This window comes from Stenotrophomonas sp. Br8 (genome assembly GCF_014763005.1).
GTDB lineage: Bacteria > Pseudomonadota > Gammaproteobacteria > Xanthomonadales > Xanthomonadaceae > Stenotrophomonas > Stenotrophomonas lactitubi.
Map to the genome: position 1 here is coordinate 43,931 of NZ_JACGTN010000012.1, position 22,668 is coordinate 66,598.

General features: G+C 66.3%; 17 protein-coding genes. 8 read left to right on the forward strand and 9 right to left on the reverse strand.

Annotation, left to right across the window (positions count from 1 at the left end; genetic code table 11):
* Positions 1-5: 5 nt before the first annotated feature.
* Positions 6-482, reverse strand: coding sequence for a DUF3574 domain-containing protein (locus H3005_RS11575; RefSeq protein ID WP_191078236.1), 477 nt, complete (start codon positions 480-482; stop codon positions 6-8).
* Between the two features lie 241 nt (positions 483-723).
* Between H3005_RS11575 and H3005_RS11580 the strand changes: the two genes are divergently transcribed.
* The 4 genes from H3005_RS11580 to otsA all read left to right on the forward strand — a co-directional run bounded on the left by H3005_RS11580 (position 724) and on the right by otsA (position 7,252).
* Entirely contained in the window at positions 724-3,156 is a 2,433-nt protein-coding gene (locus H3005_RS11580) for a TonB-dependent receptor (protein WP_191078237.1), read from the forward strand.
* Positions 3,157-3,312: 156 nt separating this feature from the next.
* Positions 3,313-4,071 carry a trehalose-phosphatase gene (gene otsB / locus H3005_RS11585; RefSeq protein WP_099820904.1) on the forward strand — a complete coding sequence of 253 codons (759 nt, stop codon included), beginning with the start codon at positions 3,313-3,315 and terminating at the stop codon, positions 4,069-4,071.
* Positions 4,072-4,109: 38 nt separating this feature from the next.
* On the forward strand, positions 4,110-5,891 hold the full coding sequence (locus H3005_RS11590; protein ID WP_180165718.1) for a glycoside hydrolase family 15 protein: 1,782 nt from the start codon (positions 4,110-4,112) through the stop codon (positions 5,889-5,891).
* Positions 5,888-7,252: an alpha,alpha-trehalose-phosphate synthase (UDP-forming) gene (gene otsA, locus H3005_RS11595; RefSeq protein WP_180165720.1), complete on the forward strand. Its 1,365-nt coding sequence runs from the start codon at positions 5,888-5,890 to the stop codon at positions 7,250-7,252. Before H3005_RS11590 ends, otsA begins: the two co-directional genes overlap by 4 nt.
* Before the next feature lie 127 nt (positions 7,253-7,379).
* Here the strand turns inward: otsA and H3005_RS11600 are convergent, their stop codons facing one another.
* Genes H3005_RS11600 through rluD form a run of 3 tightly spaced genes read right to left on the reverse strand, consistent with a single transcriptional unit; the run spans position 7,380 to position 9,561 of the window.
* On the reverse strand, positions 7,380-7,805 hold the full coding sequence (locus tag H3005_RS11600) for a thiol-disulfide oxidoreductase DCC family protein (RefSeq protein ID WP_191078238.1): 426 nt from the start codon (positions 7,803-7,805) through the stop codon (positions 7,380-7,382).
* Positions 7,805-8,572, reverse strand: coding sequence for a peptidoglycan editing factor PgeF (gene pgeF, locus H3005_RS11605; RefSeq protein ID WP_191078239.1), 768 nt, complete (start codon positions 8,570-8,572; stop codon positions 7,805-7,807). Before pgeF ends, H3005_RS11600 begins: the two co-directional genes overlap by 1 nt.
* Entirely contained in the window at positions 8,572-9,561 is a 990-nt protein-coding gene (gene rluD, locus H3005_RS11610) for a 23S rRNA pseudouridine(1911/1915/1917) synthase RluD (protein WP_089236593.1), read from the reverse strand. Before rluD ends, pgeF begins: the two co-directional genes overlap by 1 nt.
* 113 nt (positions 9,562-9,674) lie before the next feature.
* Here rluD and H3005_RS11615 point away from each other — a divergent pair, with 113 nt between their 5' ends.
* Together H3005_RS11615 and H3005_RS11620 are read left to right on the forward strand one after the other, a co-directional pair.
* Positions 9,675-10,559 carry an outer membrane protein assembly factor BamD gene (locus H3005_RS11615; RefSeq protein ID WP_100553374.1) on the forward strand — a complete coding sequence of 295 codons (885 nt, stop codon included), beginning with the start codon at positions 9,675-9,677 and terminating at the stop codon, positions 10,557-10,559.
* A gap of 153 nt (positions 10,560-10,712) precedes the next feature.
* The gene (locus tag H3005_RS11620) at positions 10,713-11,912 is read left to right on the forward strand and encodes a lipase family protein (RefSeq protein ID WP_191078240.1); all 1,200 of its coding nucleotides are present in this window, start codon (positions 10,713-10,715) and stop codon (positions 11,910-11,912) included.
* A 99-nt stretch (positions 11,913-12,011) separates the two neighbouring features.
* Here H3005_RS11620 and H3005_RS11625 read toward each other — a convergent pair whose 3' ends face one another.
* From H3005_RS11625 to sucC, 3 genes are all read right to left on the reverse strand, one after another.
* On the reverse strand, positions 12,012-13,646 hold the full coding sequence (locus H3005_RS11625) for an NAD+ synthase (protein ID WP_191078241.1): 1,635 nt from the start codon (positions 13,644-13,646) through the stop codon (positions 12,012-12,014).
* Positions 13,647-13,880: 234 nt separating this feature from the next.
* Positions 13,881-14,756, reverse strand: a complete 876-nt coding sequence (sucD, locus tag H3005_RS11630; RefSeq protein ID WP_017356169.1) for a succinate--CoA ligase subunit alpha — start codon at positions 14,754-14,756, stop codon at positions 13,881-13,883.
* Positions 14,757-14,777: 21 nt separating this feature from the next.
* Positions 14,778-15,947 carry an ADP-forming succinate--CoA ligase subunit beta gene (gene sucC, locus H3005_RS11635; RefSeq protein ID WP_025874298.1) on the reverse strand — a complete coding sequence of 390 codons (1,170 nt, stop codon included), beginning with the start codon at positions 15,945-15,947 and terminating at the stop codon, positions 14,778-14,780.
* Between the two features lie 377 nt (positions 15,948-16,324).
* On the opposite strand from sucC, the gene H3005_RS11640 reads away from it, so the two are divergent.
* The gene (locus H3005_RS11640) at positions 16,325-17,938 is read left to right on the forward strand and encodes an ATP-binding protein (RefSeq protein WP_108265606.1); all 1,614 of its coding nucleotides are present in this window, start codon (positions 16,325-16,327) and stop codon (positions 17,936-17,938) included.
* 54 nt (positions 17,939-17,992) lie between these two features.
* Complete coding sequence (locus tag H3005_RS11645) at positions 17,993-19,366, forward strand: sigma-54 dependent transcriptional regulator (protein WP_100553378.1); 1,374 nt, start codon at positions 17,993-17,995, stop codon at positions 19,364-19,366.
* 393 nt (positions 19,367-19,759) lie between these two features.
* On the opposite strand, the gene pilB is transcribed toward H3005_RS11645, so the two are convergent.
* Positions 19,760-21,487, reverse strand: a complete 1,728-nt coding sequence (pilB, locus tag H3005_RS11650) for a type IV-A pilus assembly ATPase PilB (RefSeq protein ID WP_191078242.1) — start codon at positions 21,485-21,487, stop codon at positions 19,760-19,762.
* Between the two features lie 117 nt (positions 21,488-21,604).
* The gene (gene galE, locus H3005_RS11655) at positions 21,605-22,582 is read right to left on the reverse strand and encodes a UDP-glucose 4-epimerase GalE (protein WP_191078243.1); all 978 of its coding nucleotides are present in this window, start codon (positions 22,580-22,582) and stop codon (positions 21,605-21,607) included.
* Between the last annotated feature and the right edge of the window lie 86 nt (positions 22,583-22,668).

Genomic DNA, 22,668 nt, shown 5'->3' on the forward strand with positions numbered 1-22,668 from the left:
CTGGGTCAGAACGATACGTCAACCGGCTGCCGCGACCACAGCACCGACTGGTGCTTGGTCTGCTGCTTCCACGCCAGCCGGATCGCTTCGATGTCGGCACGGCGCTGCGGGCTGTCCTCGTGCAGCACCACCAGCACCTTGGTGCGCAGGCGGTTCGGGGAGGCATCGCCACGGAACAGCCACTGGCCATAGGCATCGAACACGGTCAGCCCATCCGGGAAGCGCGGGGTCACCTCCTTGTCCAGGAACGCGCGCCACTGCGCATCGCTGATGGTGTCGGCCTGCGGGCGGTCACCGGCGCCCTGCTCTTCGCCCACGCCGAAGTACAGCTCGCTGCGCACCCAGCCGTGGCCGCTGGACGGACGCGCGGCGTCGCCCTGCAGGTCGGCGGTGGTGGCATAGGCGCTGGGCGCCTTGGAAGACAGGCTGGCGCAGCCACTGGTGGCCAGCAGCACGGCGAAGACAAGGCCAAGGTGTTTCATCGGGAACAGCACTCCGGGAAGGGGAAAAAGCACGACGAAGGGGCACGGAGGGTACACCTGCGCCTCGGTTGCGGCTGCAACCAATGCCCTCATGCCGGCAGGGCATGAAGTGATGCGATGGGAGAAGGGGCTTGCATCGCACCACCTCCTCACGCCAAGATAATATATCGCTTCATCCGGATGGATGTAAGTGAAACTATCTCCCCCGCCCCTTCCCCACGTCGTTGCTGCTGGAGTCCGCATGTCCCCCCGCCTGTCCGCGTCGCCGCTCGGCCTCGCCATCGCGCTCGCCCTGTCCCCCGCCCTGGCTTCGGCCCAGGACGCCGCCACCAACCTGGACACGGTGATCGTCACCGGTACCCGCGCCGCCGACCGCACTGTGCTTGAGTCCACTTCGCCGGTGGACGTGCTGACCGCCGAGGACATCCGCAAGGCCGGATTGGTCAATGGTGAGCTCGGCAGCGCCCTGCAGGCCCTGCTGCCCTCGTTCAACTTCCCGCGCCAGTCCAACTCCGGCGGCGCCGACCATGTGCGCGCCGCGCAGCTGCGCGGACTGTCGCCGGACCAGGTGCTGGTGCTGATCAACGGCAAGCGCCGCCACCATACCGCGCTGGTCAACACCGACAGCAAGATCGGCAAGGGCACCACCCCGGTCGATTTCAATTCGATCCCGGTCAGCGCCATCAAGCGCATCGAAGTGCTGCGCGATGGCGCCGGTGCGCTGTACGGCTCCGATGCGGTGGCCGGCGTGATCAACGTGATTCTCGACAACGGCGGCGACGGTGGCGAGATCGAAGCCAGCTACGGCGCCAACCACACCGATCTCAAGCCGATCGGCCGCACCCTCACTGATGGCCAGACCGGCAACATCAGCGCCAAAGTCGGCACATCGCTGGGCGAGGACGGCGGCTTCCTGCGCGTAGGCCTGGAATACAAGAAGCGCAACGGCACCAACCGCGCCGGCTTCGACCAGATTCCGCCGTGGGACCAGACCGAGGCCAATCTTGCCCTGCAGGGCAAGCGCAACTATGTGCTCGGTGATGGCGCCAGCAAGGACATCAACCTGTGGCTGAACACCGAGATCCCGGTCGGAAAGACCGCGACGTTCTATGCGTTCGGCACGTTCAACCAGCGCGATACCGAAGGCGCGAACTACTTCCGCTACCCCGACGGCGATGCCAACTGGAAGCAGGTCTACCCCAACGGCTACCGGCCGATCTCCGAAGGCGAGAACCGCGACGTGCAGGCGGTGGCCGGTGTGCGCGGGCAGTGGGGCGAATGGGCTTACGACGGCAGCCTGGATTACGGCCAGAACGACTTCACCTACCGCCTGCGCGATTCGCTGAACGCCTCGCTGGGCCCGACCAGCCCGACCCGCTTCAAGACCGCCGACTACGAGTACGCGCAGACCGTGGGCAACTTCGATCTGAGCCGCGTGTTCTCCCAGTCCGACAGCATCAGCCACACCCTGGGCCTGGGTGCGGAAGCCCGCCACGAGCGCTACCAGACGCGTCCAGGCGACCCGGCCAGCTACGCCGCCGGCCCGTACACCGATCGTCCCACTGGCTCGCAGGCAGGTGGCGGCCTGACCCCGCAGGACGCGGCCACCCTGTCGCGTGATGTGGCCAGCGCCTACGCCAGCCTGTCCAGCCAGTTCGGCGAGAAATTCTCCACCGATCTGGCCGCGCGGTACGAACACAGCGATGACTTCGGTGGCGAGCTGACCGGCAAGCTCGGCCTGCGCTACGAATTCACCCCCGCATTCGCCCTGCGCGGTGCGATCTCCAACAATTTCCGCGCGCCGTCGCTGGCGCAGATCGGCTACGAATCCACCTCCACCGGCTACAACGCCGGTGGCCAGCTGGTGCAGGGCCGCCTGCTCTCGGTCAACAATCCCATCGCCCGTGGCCTGGGTGCGCAGGACCTGAAGCCGGAGAAGTCGCTGAACACCTCGCTCGGCTTCACCAGCCGCATCGGCGAGCACTTCGACCTGTCGCTGGACTTCTTCCAGATCGACATCGATGACCGCATCGCACTGTCGGAGAGCATCACCGGTGATGCGCTGACCGACTACGTGGCCGCCAACTACGGCGTCAGCGGCCTGCAGAGCGCCAGCTTCTTCGTCAACGCCGCCGACACGCGCACCCGCGGCGCCGAGCTGGTGAGCAACTGGCGGCAGTCTCTGGGCGATGGCCAGCTGCTGCTGACCGGCACCTACGCCTACACCAAGACCACCTTGAAGAACGTATTGGCCACGCCCGCGCAACTGCAGGCACTCGACCCGGACTACGTACTGTTCGGCATCGAAGAGACCAATACGCTGACCGATGCCACGCCGCGCACCCGTGGCAGTTTCGCGGCCAGCTGGAGCAATGACCGCTGGTCGCTGAGCAGCCGGGTGAACCGCTACGGCAGCGCGACCCGCGTATTCAACTTCGGTGATGGCTACATTCCGCGCCAGACCTACCAGGCCGAGTGGCAGCTGGATGCGGAAGTGGAGTACCGCATCACGCCGCAGTGGAGCGTGGCGATCGGTGGGCAGAACCTGACCGACAACTACCCGGATCGCTCCAACGAGGACATCCACTACTTCGGCAACCTGCCCTACGACGTGCTGTCGCCGATCGGCAGCAACGGTGCGTATTACTACGGGCGCGTGCGTTACACGTTCTGATTGCTGCGAACGGCGTGCCGACCAACGGTCGGCACCCACCGGGACGCCATTGATCGCTGCGGGTGGGTGCGGACCGTTGGTCCGCACCAGCCGGCGCTACCAGCCGTAGCCTGACCTCGACCCCACGTACACGCTGGCGCTGGCATGGTGGTCGCCATGGCTGAACCGCTCCCCCTGCGTCCGCCACCTCCATTGCTGGACGACGCCTGTGCGTTGTTCCTCGATGTGGATGGCACCCTGATCGAATTCGCTGCACGCCCCGACGCCGTGCAGCTTCTCCCCGATGTGCGTGAAGCCATCGGCCGCATCAGCGATCGACTGGAAGGTGCCGTGGCACTGGTCAGTGGTCGCCCGCTTGAACAGCTGGACCAGTTGTTCGCGCCACTCAAGCTTCCCGCCGCGGGCCTGCATGGCCACGAGCTGCGTGCACAGGACGGGCACGTGATACGCGATGAGCATGGCGACGACACCGCCGACTGGCTGCATGCCCTTCATCAACAAGCCATGCGTTTCGCGCATGGTCATCCCGGCGTACTGGTCGAAAACAAGGGCGTAGGCCTGGCCCTGCACTGGCGTGGTGCACCGCATGCCGCCAACGACGTGCGTGCCTTCGCCGACCGCCACATCCGCGGCCGTGCCAGCTACCGCCTGCAGCCAGGCGACCATGTCGTTGAATTCGTTCCGGTGGCTACCAACAAGGGCCGGGCCGTACGTCGGCTGATGCAGTACCTGCCGTTCCGTGGGCGTCTGCCGGTGTTCCTCGGCGATGACCTGACCGATGAATTCGGCTTCGATGCGGCCAACGGCCTGCATGGCTGGAGCGTGTTGATCGGTGAACGTGAACCCAGCGCGGCGGTGTTCGCGCTGCCCGACATACGCAGCGTGCACGCCTGGCTGCGTGAGAATGCGTATTGACCCCGGCCCCCACGGCCGCAACCGAGATGTACCGCGTGATGACCCAACCCGATCTTGATCTGGGCGTGGTCGGCAACGGCAGCTTCGGCGCCCTGGTCGACAAACACGCCCGTGTTGTCTGGAGTTGCCTGCCGACCTTCGACGGCGACCCGACCTTCTGTGCCCTGCTCAGCCCCAACCAGCAGACCGGCGGCGACTTCGCCATCGAGCTGGAGGACTTCGCCGACAGCGAACAGGAATACCTCACCAACACCGCGATCCTGCGCACCGTGCTGCGCGATGCGCATGGCGGCGCGCTGGAAATCCTCGATTTCGCCCCGCGCTGGCGCCAGAACGATCGTTTCTACCGGCCAGTCAGCCTGATCCGCCAGGTGCGTCCGTTGTCCGGCAGCCCGCGCATCGTCATCCGCGCACGCCCACTGGCCGACTGGGGCGCGCGCGTGCCCGAGTCCACCTGGGGCAGCAACCACGTGCGCTGGATCCTGCCCGAGCATGTGCTGCGCCTGACCACCGACGTACCTGTGCGCTTCGTGCGTGATGGCATGCCGTTCGTGCTCAACCATCCCATCCACCTGATCCTGGGCGTGGATGAATCGCTCAACCGTTCCATCAGCGGCTACGTGCAGGAAGCCTTCCAGCGCACCCGCGACTACTGGCGCGAATGGGTGCGCTACTTGTCCATTCCGCTGGAATGGCAGGACGCGGTGATCCGCAGTGCGATCACCCTCAAGCTCTGCCAGTACGAGGACAGCGGCGCGATCATCGCGGCGATGACCACCTCGATTCCGGAGGCACCCGGCAGCGTGCGCAACTGGGACTACCGCTACTGCTGGCTGCGCGATGCCGCCTTCGTGGTACGCGCGCTGAACCGTCTGGGCGCCACCCGCACGATGGAGCAGTTCCTCGGCTACATCTTCAACCTCGCCACCACCGACGGCACGCTGCAGCCGCTGTACGGCATCGGCTTCGAAGCCAAGCTGGACGAGGATGAAGTACCCAGCCTGTCCGGCTACCGCGGCATGGGCCCGGTGCGGCGCGGCAACCTGGCCTGGGTGCAGCGCCAGCACGATGTATACGGCAGCGTGGTGCTGGCCTCCACCCAGCTGTTCTTCGACCGCCGCCTGCAGGATCCGGGTGACAGCCACACCTTCGCTCGGCTGGAACCGCTGGGCGAACAGGCCTTCGCACTGCATGACGTGCCCGACGCCGGCCTGTGGGAGTTCCGCGGCCGCACCGAAGTGCACACCTACACCAGCGCGATGTGCTGGGCGGCGTGCGATCGCCTGTGCAAGATCGCCGTGCGCCTGAAGCGTGATGACCGCGCGCAGTACTGGCGCGAGCGTGCCGACACCATCCACGCACGCATCATGGAAAAATCCTGGAGCGAGGAGCTCGGCCACTTCACCGACACCTTCGATGGCCATCGCCTGGATGCCTCGTTGCTGCTGCTGGCCGACATCGGCTTCATCGACGCCAACGACGCACGCTTCGTCGCCACCGTCGAAGCCATCGGCCGTGACCTCAAGCATGGCAACGCGCTGTACCGCTACATCGCACCGGATGATTTCGGCGAGCCGGAAACCAGCTTCACCATCTGCACGTTCTGGTACATCGATGCGCTCGCTGCCATCGGCCGCATGGACGAAGCACGCGAGATGTTCGAAGCGCTGCTGCAGCAACGCAATCATCTGGGCCTGCTGTCGGAGGACCTCGCCTTCGACGGTGGTGAAGCCTGGGGTAACTTCCCGCAGACCTACTCGCATGTCGGCTTGATCACCGCGGCCATGCGCCTGTCGCGTTCCTGGCAGGAGGCCTCGTGAGCCGTCTTGTCATCGTTTCCAACCGCGTGGCCGTCCCCGGCGAGAACCGCGCCGGCGGCCTCGCTGTCGGCCTGCTGGCGGCATTGAAGGAGCGCGGCGGGCTGTGGTTCGGCTGGAGCGGCAAAAGCGTGCGCGAAGCCAGTGGCGCGCTGCACGAACAGCGCGACGGCGATATCCAGTACGTCACCATGGACCTCGCCAAGCGTGATGTGGACGGCTACTACAACGGCTTCGCCAATCGCACCCTGTGGCCCCTGCTGCACTTCCGCCTGGACCTGGTCGACTACGACCGCGGCACCCGCGAGACCTACCACAGGGTCAACGCACTGTTCGCCGACAAGCTGGCGCCGCTGCTGCGCGAAGACGACATCGTCTGGATCCACGATTACCACCTGATTCCGCTCGGCGCGATGCTGCGCGAGCGCGGCATCGGCTGCCGCATCGGTTTCTTCCTGCACATCCCGATGCCCTCGGCCGATCTGCTGCAGGCGATGCCCGACCATCTGCGGTTGTTCTCGGCGCTGTATGCCTACGACCTGGTCGGCTTCCAGACCCAGCGCGATGCCGATCGCTTCCAGACCTACCTGCGCCTGTTCGGCGGCGGTCGGGTGCTCGACAACGGCAACCTTGAAGCGCCCGGTGGACGCCACTTCCGCGCCGCGGCGTTCCCGATCGGCATCGACACCGAGCTGATCGCCCGCCAGGCCAGCACCGCCGCCAGCAAGGCGGCAGTGAAGAACCTGCGCAGCAGCCTGCGCGACCGCCAGCTCGCCATCGGCGTGGACCGCCTGGACTACTCCAAGGGCCTGCCCGAGCGTTTTCTCGGCTTCGAACGCTACCTGCAGCGCCATCCCGACCAGCGCGGCTCGCTCACCTACCTGCAGATCGCCCCGGTCTCGCGCGGCGATGTCACCGAGTACCGGCAACTGCGCAGCCAGCTGGAGCAGATCGCCGGCCACATCAACGGTGGCCACGCCGAGCCCGACTGGACCCCGCTGCGCTACGTCAACCAGAACTTCACCCACGCCACCCTGACCGGTTTCTACCGCGCCGCCGCTGTCGGCCTGGTCACCCCGTTGCGCGACGGCATGAACCTGGTCGCCAAGGAATACGTGGCCTCGCAGGACCCGGAAGATCCCGGCGTGCTGGTGCTGTCCCTGCTGGCCGGCGCCGCCGATGAACTGAAGCAGGCGCTGCTGGTCAACCCGCACGACCTGGACGGCGTGGCCGATGCCATCGCCACCGCCGCGACGATGTCACTGCGCAAGCGCCAGGAACGCTGGCACGCGATGATGGAACACCTGCGCACGTACGACATCAACCATTGGCGCCGCAGCTACCTCGAGGCGCTGGAAGGCTGAGGCAAGAGCTCCTGTAGAGCCGAGCCATGCTCGGCTGGCTTTTGTAGAGTCAAGCCATGCTCGATTGCTCCGCTCAACTCTGCGGAAGAGCCAGCCGAGCATGGCTCGGCTCTACAACAACAGGCGATCAATCGAGGAAGCGCGCGGCCTGTGCCGGCGTCGGCAGGAAGCAGGCATCATGCCGCCCGAACCAGCGATAGCGGTTGCGTGCCAGCACACGGTACGCACCGTCGCGCCAGCGGCGTGGCAGCACGCGCAGCACGGCCGCCAGGCGCCAACCACCGCCCAGTGCGTCCAGAACGCGCAGGATCGCATCGGTATCGGTCCACGCGCCCTGCCCGTCCAGCAGCAGGAACGACGTCGGGTCGTGCGCGTCCAGGCCGTGCGCCCGCAACAGCGCGCTGCCCTGCGCGCCCTGCATTGCCGCGAAGCGAAAGCGCTCCTGCCGGTCGAACCGCAGCAGGAAACGTACCCAGCGGCTGCACAACGCGCAGACGCCGTCGAAGACAATCACGCCGCCAGGTTCTGCCCCCGCAACGCGATCGCCCCGCATCAGTCCATCCACACCAGCGTCGCCAGCCGGCCGGTACGGCGGTCGCGGCGATGCGAGTACAGGTCTGCATCGGCCATGGTCGAGACCGTGCCGCCATGGATGTTGCCCAGCTCCATGCCCGCCGCCTGCAGGCGCTGTCGCGCCAGCGCGAACAGATCCACCTTCCAGTGCCCGGGCCGGGTCGCCATGAAGGCCGAAGCAGCGGCCGCGTCATGGCCGACGAAGGCGTGGTACACCTCTTCGCCGATCTCGTAATCAGCCGGTCCCGCCGCCGGGCCCAGCCACGCGCGCAGCTGTGCCGGCGGCGTCTGCATGGCGGCCACAGTGGCCTCCAGCATGCCGTCGGCCAGTCCACGCCAACCGGCATGGGCAGCGCCCACCTCGCTGCCATCGACGGCGGCGAACACCACCGGCAGGCAGTCCGCAGTGAGGATCGCCAGCACCACGCCCGGTACCGAGGTCACCGCGGCATCGGCCACCGGCTCGCTGGCTCCCTCCACCGGCGGCGCGCCAAAGCGCAGCACGGTGCTGCTGTGTACCTGGCGCAGCCAATGCGGCGCCGATGGCAACGCCAGCCCCTGCTGCAGCAACTGCCGGTTGTGCTCAACGTTGGCCGGCGTGTCACCGTCGGCCGCGTGCCGGTTGCCCAGGTTGAACTGGGCGAACGGCTCCGGCGAGACGCCCGCGCCGTGCCGGCGCGTGGTCAGCGCATGCACACCCGGGGGCGTCGGCCAATCGGCCTGCAGCAGCGGCAGCGCGGTATTCATTACCAGCGGTCCCGCTCGCGTTCGGCGAAGGCGGCGCTGTCTTCGCGCAGCACCTTCATCAGGTGCAGCATGTCGGCCGGCGCCGGCGCGGTATTGCGCACCGGCTCACCGCTGATCGGATGCACGAACTCCAGGGTCTCTGCATGCAGGGCCTGGCGCTTGAAGCCGCGCAGCGCGGCCACCAGCTCGTCGCTTGCACCCTTGGGCAGCTTCAGCGCGCCGCCGTACAGCTGATCGCCCACGATCGGATGACGCAGGTGCGCCATGTGCACGCGGATCTGGTGGGTGCGCCCGGTTTCCAGGCGGCATTCCAGCGCCGTATGCGCGCGGAAGCGCTCGCGCAGGCGGTAATGGGTCACTGCTTCCTTGCCATCCTCGCGCACGCCCATCTTCAGGCGGTCGCGCGGGTGACGGTCGATCGGCGCATCGGCCGTACCACCGGCCACCAGCGCGCCCATCACCACGGCCAGGTACTGGCGGTGCACGTCACGGGCGGCCAGCTGCTCGACCAGCGCGGTCTGCGCTTCCAGCGTGCGGGCCACGACCATCACGCCGCTGGTGTCCTTGTCCAGGCGATGCACGATGCCCGCGCGCGGCAGCACCGCCACCGACGGGTCGCGGTACAGCAGCGCATTGACCAGGGTGCCGCTGTGGTTGCCGGCGCCGGGGTGCACGACCAGACCAACCGGCTTGTTGATCACCAGCAGGTGCTCGTCCTCGAACAGCACGTCCAGCGGGATGTCTTCCGGCTCGGCGGTGGTCTGGGCTTCCAGCACCACCTGCAGGGTGACCACCTCGCCGCCGCGCAGTGCGTCGCGCGGGCGCGCCTGTGCGCCGTCCAGCAGGACGTCGCCGGCCTTGATCCACTCGGTCAGGCGGGAGCGGGAGTATTCGGGGAACAGCTCGGCCACGACTGCGTCGAAACGACGGCCGGCGGAGGTGTCGGGGACAATGGCCTGGCGGGCCGATTCGGAGGGTTGTTCAGACATGGCAGGGGGCATCTTTGAAATTTTGGGGTCCCGGCGAGCCGGTTTCAGTCGCTGGACAGGACACTAGGCTATCATCGACCCTTCGTATTCCAGCCGCGTCCCGCATTGACCCCATGATCCGACGCTCCGTCCTGCTCTCCGCGCCCGTCCGCCTCACCGCCCTTCTGCTGGTGCTGGTCATCGTCGCCACCGGCTGCAACCGCGGCACCAAGGGCGATCGCCCTGATGAAGGCACCCCGGTCGAACAGCTCTACGAAAAGAGCCACAAGCTGATGCAAGGCGGCAACTGGAGCGGCGCTGAAGCCAGCTTCCGCCGTCTGGTGGCGCAGTATCCCTACGGCCCGTACACCGAGCAGGCGATGATCGAATCGGCCTATGCCCAGTACAAGGCCGGCAAGCACGATGACGCGGTATCCAGCATCGACCGCTTCATCCGTACCTACCCGACCCACCGCAACATCGCGTACCTGTACTACCTGCGCGGCCTGGCCAACTCCAACCGCAATACGGTTTTCCTGCGTCGCGTATGGTCGCTGGACGCAAGCCGCCGCGATCTGTCCACGCCGCACCAGGCGTATTCAGACTTCAACATCGTGGTCGACCGCTACCCCAACAGCCGCTATGCCGCCGATGCGCGCCAGCGGATGCTGGTGCTGCGTGACGTATTCGCCCAGCACGAGCTCGACAATGCCCTGTACTACATGCGCCGTGGCGCGTGGGTCTCGGCCGCCGGCCGCGCCAACTACCTGCTGGAAACCTACCCGCAGAGCGCGTTCCAGAACGATGCCGTGGCGGTACTGGCCGATTCCTATACCCACCTGGGCAACAAGACCCTGGCCGACGACGCCCGCCGCGTCCTGCAGCTGAACCAGCCGGACCACCCGTGGCTGGAAGGCAAGTGGCCGAAGTACCCGTGGATGGTCCGCAAGCTGAACCCGTTTGCCGGCGAGAAGTCCGCCGCCACCGGCCAGCGCAACGCGCGACTGGAAAAGAAGTAAGAAAAGAGGCCCCGCAAGGGGCCTTTTTTTTGCCTGGCGTCATCGCTAGGAATTCTCCGAATCCGCGATCGCTGCGACGTCCGTCCCAGTCAGCGCGAAGGACAGCTTCCAGACTGCGGCGCAAAGGCCATCCCGGCCTGCATGGAGCGCCACATGTCCTCATCGTCCCTGCGGTTCCGCCCCCGCCCGACCCTGCTGGTCACGGCCCTGCTCGTTCTGGCCGCCAGCCCCGTTGCCGCCCTCGCAGCGCAGCCGGGCGACCTGCTCTCAGCCTCGCCCTACCGCGCCAGCTGGGTGCCCTCCCAGGCCGCCCAGGCCTACAAGCTGGCCTACCGCACCCCCGATCATCACGGTCGCCTGGCCCAGGCCACCGGGCTGGTCTACCTGCCCGCCGGGCCTGCGCCGGCAGGTGGCTGGCCGGTGGTGTCCTGGGCACACGGCACCCAGGGCATCGCCGACCACTGCGCGCCTTCGGTATCGGGCCCCTATCAGCCCGAGCGCGATGGCCGCTTCCTCGACCAGTTCCTGGGACAGGGCTATGCCGTCGTTGCCGCCGATTACCAAGGCCTGGGCAGCCCGGGTGACCATGCCTATCTGCACGTGCGTACCTCCGCGCGCAACGCCATCGATCTCATCAAGGCCGGCCGCCATTTCCTCGGCAACGCCACGCTGTCACCACGCTGGGTCTCCGTGGGCCACTCGCAGGGCGGCGCCGCCGCACTTACTGCCGGCCATCTGGCGCCGTCCTATGGAGCCTCGCTGCAGTACCGCGGCAGCTTCACCACCGGCACGCCCACGGCCGTCGAACTGACCGCGCTGGTCATGAAGCCCGACAACCGCGCCCCCAATCCCGGGGCGGTCAACGCCTATCACGCCTACCTGCTCGATGGCCTGCTGCAGGTGGAACCGCGCATCGCGCAGGTGCTCAGCGACGAAGGCCATGCGCGGGTCGCGCTGGCACGCCAGCAGTGCCTCGGCCCATTGGCTGCCAGCCTGGAAGGCGCCAATACAGGAGAAATGTTCAGCGCGCCGCTGACCTCGGTACCGGGCATCTGGGCACTGCTGCATGACTACCTGGGCGTGCCACGGCGGGGCTTCAGCCAGCCGCTGATGCTGGGCCACGGCAGCCAGGACCGCGACGTGCCCTATCTGACCACCCTGCTGTATGCGGTCGGCCTGGCCCTGCGCGCCGAACCGGTGGCATTCCGCCGATATCCGGTCGACCATCGGGGCACACTCGACGCCGCAGCGGCCGATGGCCTGGCATTCGTTCGTGCGCGGCTGGGCAACGATTCCTTCAACGAGGCCGCTGAAACCGCCGGCCTGGAACAGCTGCTCAACGAAGCCCAGTAGATCCACGCCATGCGTGGATCGGCGGTTCACGCGGTTGCCGGCCAGCGGCCGGCACTACCTATCGTTTGGTAGCGCCGGGCTGGGCCCGGCGACCGGCCCTCAGCTCTTGTAGCCGTTGCTGATCGGGTACCGGCGCTCACGCCCGAACGCGCGGCGTGAGACCTTCGGGCCCGGCGCGGCCTGGTGGCGCTTCCACTCGCTGATGCGCACCAGCCGCAATACACGATCCACCACCGCCGCGTCGTAGCCGGCGGCGACGATCTCCGTGCGCGACTGCTCCTGGTCGATGTAGCGGTACAGGATGCCGTCCAGCACATCGTAGGCGGGCAGCGAGTCCTGGTCGGTCTGGTTCTCGCGCAGTTCGGCCGATGGCGGGCGGCTGATCACCGCCGGCGGGATCACCGGTGCGCCACCCACCGTGTTGCGCCACTTGGACAGGCCGAACACCTCGGTCTTGTACAGATCCTTCAGCGGCGCGTAGCCGCCGCACATGTCGCCATAGATCGTGGCGTAGCCGACCGCGTATTCGCTCTTGTTGCCGGTGGTCAGCAGCAGGCCACCGAACTTGTTGGCCAGCGCCATCAGGATCACGCCACGGCTGCGCGACTGCAGGTTCTCCTCGGTCACATCCGGCGTGGTGCCCTCGAACATCGGTGCCAGCGCCTGCATCAGGCCCTGGAATGCCGGCTCGATGGAAACGGCTTCCAGCTTCACACCCAGCGCTTCGCACTGCTCGGCGGCCAGGTCGTTGGACATGCCTGCGGTATAGCGCGAGGGCAGGCGCACGGCGGTGACGTTCTCCGCGCCCAGCGCATCGACCGCCATCGCCAGCACGATCGCCGAGTCGATGCCGCCGGACAGACCCAGCCACACCTTCTTGAAACCATTCTTGCTGCAGTAGTCCTGGATGCCGCGGGTCACCGCGCGCCAGGCCAGCGCATCCATGCTTTCGTCGCCGTCGTCCATCCACACGTGCGGCATGAAGCGGCGCGTAGCGCCGTCGTACTCCACCACCAGCCACTGGTCGACGAAGGCAGCCGCCGCCGGATGCACCGTGCCATCGCCGTCGGCCACCACCGATGCACCATCGAACACCAGCGCATCCTGGCCGCCCACCACGTTGAGGTAGGCGATGGCCGCGCCGCTTTCGCGGGTACGTGCCGCCAGCACCGCATCGCGCTGGGCATGCTTGCCGCGCTCGTAGGGCGAAGCGTTGGGCACCACCACCAGCTGCGCACCGGCACGCACCGTATCGGCCAGCGGCTCGGCGAACCACAGGTCTTCGCAGATCAGCAGGCCCACCGGAATGCCATCAATCTCGAACACGCAGCTGCCACCGTCGGGGTCGACATCGAAGTAGCGGCGCTCGTCGAATACCGCGTAATTGGGCAGCTCGCGCTTGCGGTAGGTCTGCTCCACCAGGCCATCGCGCAGCACGCTGGCCGCGTTGTAGACCACCGCACCGGCCGCCTGCGGCCAACCGACCACGGCGGTGATGCCACGGCACGCCGCCGCAATGCGCGTCATCGCCTGCTCGCACTCGTACAGGAAGCCCGGGCGCAGCAGCAGGTCCTCCGGCGGATAGCCGCTGACTGCCAGCTCGGGGAACATCACCAGCCCGGCGCCGTACTCGTCGCGCGCCTGGCCGATCATCTCGATGATGCGCTCGGTGTTGCCGGCGACATCGCCAACCGGGAAGTCGAACTGCGCCATCGCGATGCGGATCGAAGCCATGAGGGTCCAGCCTGTGGTTGCAATGCGCACATTGTAGCGCCGCTCCATGTGCGCGCCGGGCGCTCCCACTCCATGGACAGGCCCTGCTCAGTAGATCCACGCCATGCGTGGATGGGGTTGGCTGCAATGCTCAGGACACCAGACGCAGAAAGGCCGCCCGGAGGCGGCCTTTCTGTTTCAGGCAGCCGAGCGTTGGCTCGGCTCTACAGAATCGTCTGCCAGAGGCAGTCGACCTTATTTCACCAGCTTGGCGATGGCAGCACCCAGGTCGCCCGGCGAACGCACGGTGACGACGCCAGCAGCTTCCATTGCAGCAAACTTGCCTTCCGCAGTGCCCTTGCCGCCCGATGCGATCGCACCGGCGTGGCCCATGCGCTTGCCGGCCGGAGCCGAAGCACCGGCGATGAAACCGACGACCGGCTTCTTCACGTGGTTCTTGATGTACTCGGCACCGGCTTCTTCAGCGTCGCCGCCGATTTCGCCGACCATGATGATGCCTTCGGTCTGCGGGTCTTCGTTGAACAGCTTCAGGCAGTCGACGAAGTTCAGGCCGTTGATCGGGTCACCACCGATGCCGATGCAGGTGGACTGGCCCAGACCGACTTCGGTGGTCTGCTTGACCGCTTCATAGGTCAGGGTGCCCGAACGCGACACGATGCCGATCTTGCCCGGCTTGTGGATGTGGCCCGGCATGATGCCGATCTTGCACTCACCCGGGGTGATGACGCCCGGGCAGTTCGGCCCGATCAGCACGGTGTCCGGATGCGAACGGGTCAGCACGTTCTTGACGCGCAGCATGTCCAGCACCGGGATGCCTTCGGTGATGCAGACGATGACCTTGATGCCGGCAGCAGCGGCTTCCAGGATCGCGTCAGCCGCGTACGGCGGCGGCACGTAGATGACCGAAGCGTTGGCGCCGGTGCTCTGCACGGCGTCGGCAACGGTGTTGAAGACCGGCAGGTCGATATGGGTGGTGCCACCCTTGCCCGGGGTCACGCCGCCAACAACCTGGGTGCCGTACTCGATCATCTGAGTGGCGTGGAAGGTGCCCTGCTGGCCGGTGAAGCCCTGCACGATCACCTTGGTGTTCTTATTGATCAAAACTGACATTGGATTTCCTTCGGTGTCGGATCAGGCGGCGTTCTTGACAGCTTCGACGACCTTCTTGGCACCGTCGTTGATGTTGTCGGCCGGGATGATGGCCATGCCGCTGTCACGCAGCAGCTGCTTGCCTTCTTCCACGTTGGTGCCTTCCAGACGCACCACGACCGGAACCTTGACGCCCACTTCCTTCACAGCGGCGATGATGCCTTCGGCAATCATGTCGCAGCGGACGATGCCGCCGAAGATGTTGACGAAGATGCCTTCGACCTTGTCCGAGGACAGGATCAGCTTGAACGCTTCGATGACGCGCTGCTTGTTGGCACCGCCGCCCACGTCCAGGAAGTTCGCCGGCTCGCCGCCGTTGAGCTTGATGACGTCCATGGTGGCCATGGCCAGGCCTGCGCCGTTGACCATGCAGCCGATGTTGCCGTCCATGGTGACGTAGTTGATGTCCAGCTCCGAAGCGATCACTTCGGTCGGATCTTCCTGGGTCTTGTCGCGCATGGCGACCAGGGCCTTCTGGCGGAACGCGGCGTTGTCGTCGCTGTCGAACTTGCCGTCCAGCGCGTACAGGTTGCCGTCATCCAGGATGGCCAGCGGGTTGATTTCAACCAGCGCCAGGTCCTTTTCGTTGAACAGGCGGTACAGGTTCACCATGATGTTGGCGAACTGGCCGGCCTGCTTGGCGGTCAGGCCCAGCTTGAAGCCGAAATCACGACCGTGGTAACCCTGCACGCCTTCGACGAAGTCGACGTTCAGCGAGTGGATCAGCTCCGGGGTTTCAGCGGCGACCTGCTCGATCTCCACGCCGCCTTCCGAAGAAGCGATGTAGGTGATGGTCTTGGTGCCACGGTCAACCAGCACCGACAGGTACAGTTCCTTGACGATCTCGCCAGCGGTGGTCACCAGCACCAGGTTGACCGGCAGTTCAACGCCAGCGGTCTGGTAGGTGGCCATCTTGGTGCCGAGCATCTTGGCCGCAGCGGCCTTCACGTCGTCGGTGGTCTTGCAGAACTTGACGCCGCCAGCCTTGCCGCGGCCGCCAGCGTGGATCTGCGCCTTGACCATCCAGGGGCCTTGGCCCAGGGAGTTGGCAGCGGCAACAGCTTCGTCCGGGGTCGCAGCGACCTTGCCGGCCGGGACCGGGATGCCGTACTCGGCAAGCAGTTGTTTTGACTGGTATTCGTGGAAATTCATGCGTCACCGTGGGAATAGGAACGACCGCACGCAATTCCTCAGGGCCCCGGCGGGGCGCCGGCATGGACCGCGGCGGGCCCACTATTGTGGCCGAGCCAGCGCCGGGGCGCAAAGAAGTATGGACAAAAGGCCGGAACCGGCCAGATTTCCACGGTCATTCAGGCAGTTGCGGCACGGCCTGGACCACGTCCCCCGGGTCGGCCCCGGCCGATTGCGCAGCCCAGCCCGCTACAGGCGCCCTATACTGACCCCGTAAATTCGAGCCCACGGTGCCGGTAACCGGGCAGCGAGCAGATCCGACGATCGGGGGACGTCGGGAAGGTTCGACCCACCGCCGGCATGATCCAGTTCCAGGCAGCCAGAAGGGGAGTTCCGGCGTGTCACCCAGTGCTTCATTGATCGACCGCATCGAATCGATACCGCGGCGAGAGCTGTATTTCTTCGCCCTGTACCGGGTGCTGATCGCCTCGGTCATCGCCGCCCTGCTGTACAGCCCGCTGTCGGCCATGGTCGGCGAAGCCCACCACCCTCGCCTGGCCAACAGCGTAGGCGCGGCTTACCTGCTGCTGTCCCTGTTGTGGCTGGTGATCGGCCGCAACGAGCGCTGGCTGCGGCAGATCGTGGTCGGCGGCGTGCTGCTGGACATCGTCGCCGCCAGCCTGCTGGCGCACGCCCTGCCCGGTGCCAGCGCCGGCATCTCGATGTCGCTGCTGTTCAACATCGCCGCCGCCGCCACCCTGCTGCCGCTCAGCTGGGGCCTGCTGCTGGCACTGGCCGCCAGCGTCGCCACCGCCGCCGAATACCTGTGGAAAGTGCTGGAAGGCGGCGATCCCACCCGCACCCTGGCCGAACTGGCGATGTTCGCCACCAGTTACCTGGCGCTGGCCTTCATCAGCTACCAGGTCGGCAACCGCGCGCGCCGCAACCAGCAGTTGGCCAACCAGCGCGGCGACGAAGTAGCCAACCTGTTCCAGATCAACGAACTGATCATCCGCCGCATGCGTACCGGCGTGGTGGTGGTGGACGCCGACAACCGCATCACCCTGGCCAACGAAGCCGCCTCGATCCTGCTCGGCGACAGCGATGGCAACAGCGATTCCGGCCGCCTCGACCTGGCCAGCGTCGCCCCCGAACTTGCCCGGCGCCTGCAACGGTGGCGCAACGGCTGGGCGCAGGATGAAATGCCACTGCAGCTCAACCCCGACCAGCCGGAAGTGCAACCGCGCTTCGCCCGCCTGCTGGCCGGCAGCGACCTGGTGCTGGTGTTCCTGGATGACTCCAGCGTGGTCTCGCGCCGCGCCGAATCGCTTACCCTGTCGGCGATGGGGCGCTTCTCGGCCAGCCTTGCCCACGAGATCCGCAACCCGCTGGCGGCCATCAACTACGCCGTGCAGCTGCTCGAGGAAGGCACCGGCTTCAACGACAGCGACCGCCGCCTGCTGCAGATCATCCACCAGCAGTGCCAACGCACCAACGGCATCGTTGAGAGCGTGCTGGGCCTGGCCCGACGCGAACGCGCCAATCCGGAAAACGTCGACCTCGCTGCCTTCGTGCGCCGCTTCGTGCTGGAGTACAAGCAGGGGCAGACGCTGGAAACGGACAGCATCGAACCGATCATCAACGACACCTCGGTGCCGGCACAGGTCGACCCGCGCCACCTGTACCAGGTGCTGACCGTGCTGGTGCACAACGCACTGAAGTACGGCCGCATCGGCGAGCAGCCCGCGCGCGTGCGGCTGCGCGTCGCCCAGCACGAACGCAGTGCGGTGATCGACGTGATGGACCGTGGCCCGGGCATTCCCGAGACCGTCGCCGCGCAGCTGTTCCGCCCCTTCTTCACCACCTCCGAGCACGGCACCGGCCTGGGCCTGTATATCGCCCGCGAGCTGTGCCGGGCCAACCAGGCGCGGCTGGATTACATTCCCGTCCCCGCCGGCGGCTCCTGCTTCCGATTGGTTCTGCCCGGCCCGCACACCCTGCTTCCGCACTGATCCCTCGCGTCAAACATTTGTCGCCTTCCACCCCCTCGGCTATCTTTCCCTCCCATGAACGAAACCCGCAGCGCCCTCGTCGTCGACGATGAACGCGATATCCGCGAACTGCTGGTGTTGACCCTCGGCCGCATGGGCCTGCGCATCAGCACCGCCGCCAACCTCGCCGAAGCCCGCGAACTGCTGGCCAGCAATCCGTACGACCTGTGCATCACCGACATGCGCCTGCCCGACGGCAACGGCATCGAACTGGTCAGTGAGATCGCCCAGCACTACCCACGCACGCCGGTGGCGATGATCACCGCCTTCGGCAGCATGGACCTGGCCGTGGAAGCACTGAAAGCCGGCGCCTTCGATTTCGTCAGCAAGCCGGTGGACATCACCGTGCTGCGCGGCCTGGTCAAGCATGCGCTGGAACTCAACAACAGTGAACGCCCCGTTGCCGGACCCGCCGCGGAACAAGCCGCGCGCCTGCTCGGCGAATCGCCGGCCATGGACGTGCTGCGCGCCACCATCAGCAAGGTCGCGCGCAGCCAGGCACCGGTCTACATCCTGGGCGAGTCCGGGGTGGGCAAGGAACTGGTCGCACGCACCATCCACGCACAGGGCGCACGCGCGGCCGGGCCGTTCGTGCCGGTCAACTGTGGCGCCATCCCCACCGAGTTGATGGAGAGCGAGTTCTTCGGCCACCGCAAGGGCAGCTTCACCGGTGCCCATGCCGACAAGCCGGGGCTGTTCCAGGCCGCGCACGGCGGCACCCTGTTCCTGGATGAAGTGGCCGAACTGCCGCTGCAGATGCAGGTGAAGCTGCTGCGTGCGATCCAGGAGAAATCGGTGCGCGCGGTTGGCGCGCCCAGCGAAGAACCGGTGGACGTGCGCATCCTCTCGGCCACCCACAAGGACCTGGCCGAGCTGGTCGAAGACGGGCGTTTCCGCCACGACCTGTACTACCGCATCAACGTGATCGAACTGCGCGTGCCGCCGCTGCGCGAGCGCCGCCAGGACCTGCCGGCGCTGGCCGCCTCGATCCTGGCACGGCTGGCCCGCAGCCACGGCCGCGCCACCCCACTGCTGGCGCCCTCGGCGCTGGACGCGCTGGCCCAGTACGGCTTCCCCGGCAATGTGCGCGAGCTGGAGAACATCCTTGAACGCGCGCTGGCACTGGCCGAGGAAGACCGTATCGGCGCCGACGACCTGCGCCTGCCGCAGCACGCGCCACGCTCACCGGGCAGTGCTGCCCACGCCGAAGCCGTGGTTGATCTGCACCCCGGCAGCGCCGCCCTGCCCTCGTACATCGAGCAGCTCGAGCGCAGTGCGATCCAGCGCGCGCTGGAAGAAAACCGCTGGAACAAGACCCGTACCGCCGCGCAGCTGGGCATCACCTTCCGCGCGCTGCGTTACAAGCTGAAAAAGCTGGGGATGGAATAGGTAGTGCCGGCCGCTGGCCGGCAACCTCCTGCACCACGCATCCACGCATGGCGTGGATCTACTGGACGCTGACCGCACATCCACGCACGGCGTGGATCTACTGGACGCTCTGCGTCGAAGTGCTAGTGCCGGCCGCTGGCCGGCAACCTCATGCACCGTGCATCCACGCATGGCGTGGATCTACTACACGCTGACCGCCATCCACGCATGGCGTGGATCTACTCAACGTTCTGCGTCGAAATGGTAGTGCCGGCCGCTGGCCGGCAACCTCATGCACCGTGCATCCACGCATCCACGCATGGCGTGGATCTACTGGACGCTGACCTCCATCCACGCATGGCGTGGATCTACTACACGCTGACCGTCATCCACGCATGGCGTGGATCTACCGCATCAATCCTTGGTGACGCGGTTGATTTCGGCGAGGCTGGTCACACCTGCAGCCGCCTTCTTCAACGCCGACTGCCGCAGATCGTTCACACCGATCGCCTGCGCAGCCTCGGCAATCTGCAGCGCGTTGCCGCCCGCCAGCACGATGGTCGCGATCTCGTCGGTCATCGGCATCACCTGGTAGAGACCGGTACGGCCCTTGTAGCCCTCGGTGCATTCATCGCAGCCGACCGCTTCGTGCAGCTGGATGCCCGCATCCAGCTGCGCCTGGGTGAAGCCTTCTGCCAGCAGCGCATGCGCGGGCAGGTCTGTCGGCCGCTTGCAGTTCGAACACAGGCGGCGCGCCAAGCGCTGGGCGATCACCAGCGTCACCGAGCTGGTGATGTTGTACGGCGCGATGCCCATGTTCATCAGGCGCGCGATGGTCTGCGGCGCGTCGTTGGTATGCAGCGTGGACAGCACCATGTGACCGGTCTGTGCGGCCTTGATCGCAATTTCCGCCGTTTCCAGGTCGCGGATTTCGCCGACCATGATGATGTCCGGATCCTGTCGCAGGAACGAGCGCAGGGCTGCGGCGAAGGTCATGCCGCGCTTGTTGTTCTGCTGCACCTGGTTGACGCCGGGCAGACGGATTTCCACCGGGTCTTCGGCCGTAGAAATATTGCGGGTTTCGTCGTTGAGGATGCCCAGCGCGGTATACAGCGACACCGTCTTGCCCGAACCGGTCGGGCCGGTCACCAGCACCATGCCATACGGTTTGTGGATCGCTTCCAGGAACAGCTTCTGCTGATCCGGCTCGTAACCCAGCTTGTCGATGCCCAGCTTGGCCGCGCTGCCATCGAGGATACGCAGCACCACCTTCTCACCGAACAGCGTCGGCAACGTGCTGACACGGAAGTCGATCTGCCGGGTCTTGGACAGGTTGAGCTTGATGCGACCATCCTGCGGCACGCGCTTTTCCGCGATATCCAGCTGCGCCATCACTTTCAGGCGCGCAGCGATGCGCTGGTTGAGCTTGGTCGGTGCGCGCGCGACCATCTTCAGCAGGCCGTCAATGCGCAGACGCACGCGATAGTCGTCTTCGTAGGGCTCGAAGTGGATGTCCGACGCGCCCTTGCGGATCGCATCGATCAACACCTTGTTGATGAACTTGACCACCGGAGTATCGTCGCCCTTGGCGTCGATGCCGCTGTCGGTGCTGGCCATGTCATCGTCGCCACCGCCGATGTCGAGATTGGCCATGGCGTCGTCGTCGCCGCCGAGCGCATCGCCCATGGTGTCGTGGCTGGCATGCCACTGCTCCAACGTGCGGCGTATCTGGTCCTCGTCCACCAGGATCGGTTCAACCACCAGATTGGTGTGGAACTTGATCTCATCCAGCGAGTGGGTGGGGTTGCTGGTGCCGACGAACAGCTTGCCGCCGCGTTTGAACAGCGGCAGCACGTTGTGCTTGCGCAGCAGTTCCTCGCTGACCAGGCTCATCGCGTTCTGGCTGCTGTCGAAGGTGGACACATCGAACAGCGGCATGCCGAACTCGAGCGAGTTGGCGGCGGCCAACTGGGCCGCGCCGACGACCTTGTTCTGTGCGAACCATGTTGGCAGCGGCTGCCTGGCGGCCGTCGCCTTGGCCATGGCATCGCGGGCGCCGGCTTCATCCAAGGCGCCGTCCTGCACAAGGCGACGGGCCAAGCCGGTAATGCCGACGAGATTGGCGGTGGTGACGGCGTTCATGCGATTCCTCTACTGGGGCCGACGCTCCGCCCAAGGCAGACGCCGTGTTGTGCATAGGGGTGACATATTAACCGCGTAGCTGGCGTGAACGCATGCCTCTGGGCTACACGCCCAGGCTCAGAAGGGCTGCGCACGGTGCCACCGCCAGGCGCTTTCGATGATTCCGCCCAGGTCGCGCCACTCACGTGTCCATCCCAGCACCTCCTGGGCCTTTCCACTGGAGGCAACCAAACGTGCAGGATCACCTGGGCGGCGCGCCGCCAGCTCAAAGGGCACGGCCCGGCCAACCACCTCGGCAGCCGCCGCGACGATCTGCAGCACCGACGACCCTTCCTCGCTTCCCAGGTTGAAGTCGTGGGCGCCGGGCGAACGCTCAAGCAGCTCCACCGCCAAGGCATGGGCACGGGCCAGGTCCTGGACATGGACGTAATCGCGGACACATGTGCCATCGACGGTGGGGTAGTCGGACCCGAATATCCTGAGCGGCGGCGCTTGCCCAGCCGCGGCACGCAGGACGTTGGGAATCAGATGGGTTTCACAGGCATGCGCCTCGCCGATTCCGTGGTCGGCAAGCGCCCCTGCTGCATTGAAGTAACGCAGCACCACCGAGGACATGCCATGCGCAGCCCAGACATCGGCCAGTATCCGCTCCACCATCAACTTGCTCGCCCCATACGGGTTGATCGGATGCATAGGGTGCTGCTCGTCGATCAGCCCGGTCGGGGACTGCCCGAAGACTGCTGCGGTCGAGGAAAACACCAGCCGATCAACGTCCCGACGTCGCATCTGCCGCAGCAGATTCAACGACCCGGTGATGTTGTTCTGGTAGGTGTTGAACGGGTCCGCCACGGAGTCGGCCACCAGCGAAGTCGCTGCAAAATGCATCACGACGTCGAAGTGGCGCCCCGCAAATGCTCGTTCCAGGGCTGACTCATCCAGCAAGTCCGCATGGATGAAGTCGCCCCATTTCACAGCCGCACGGTGGCCCGTGGACAGATTGTCCAGCACGGTAACCGAATGACCCTGTTCGGCAAGCCACTGCGACATGTGGCTGCCGATATACCCTGCCCCTCCGCAGACCAGGACGTTCCACATCTGCCTGTCTCCACGCAAAATCCCATACCGCAACAACTCGACCCCACGCCGCAACTACCACGCGGCAGGTGCAGGCTTGATCAAGA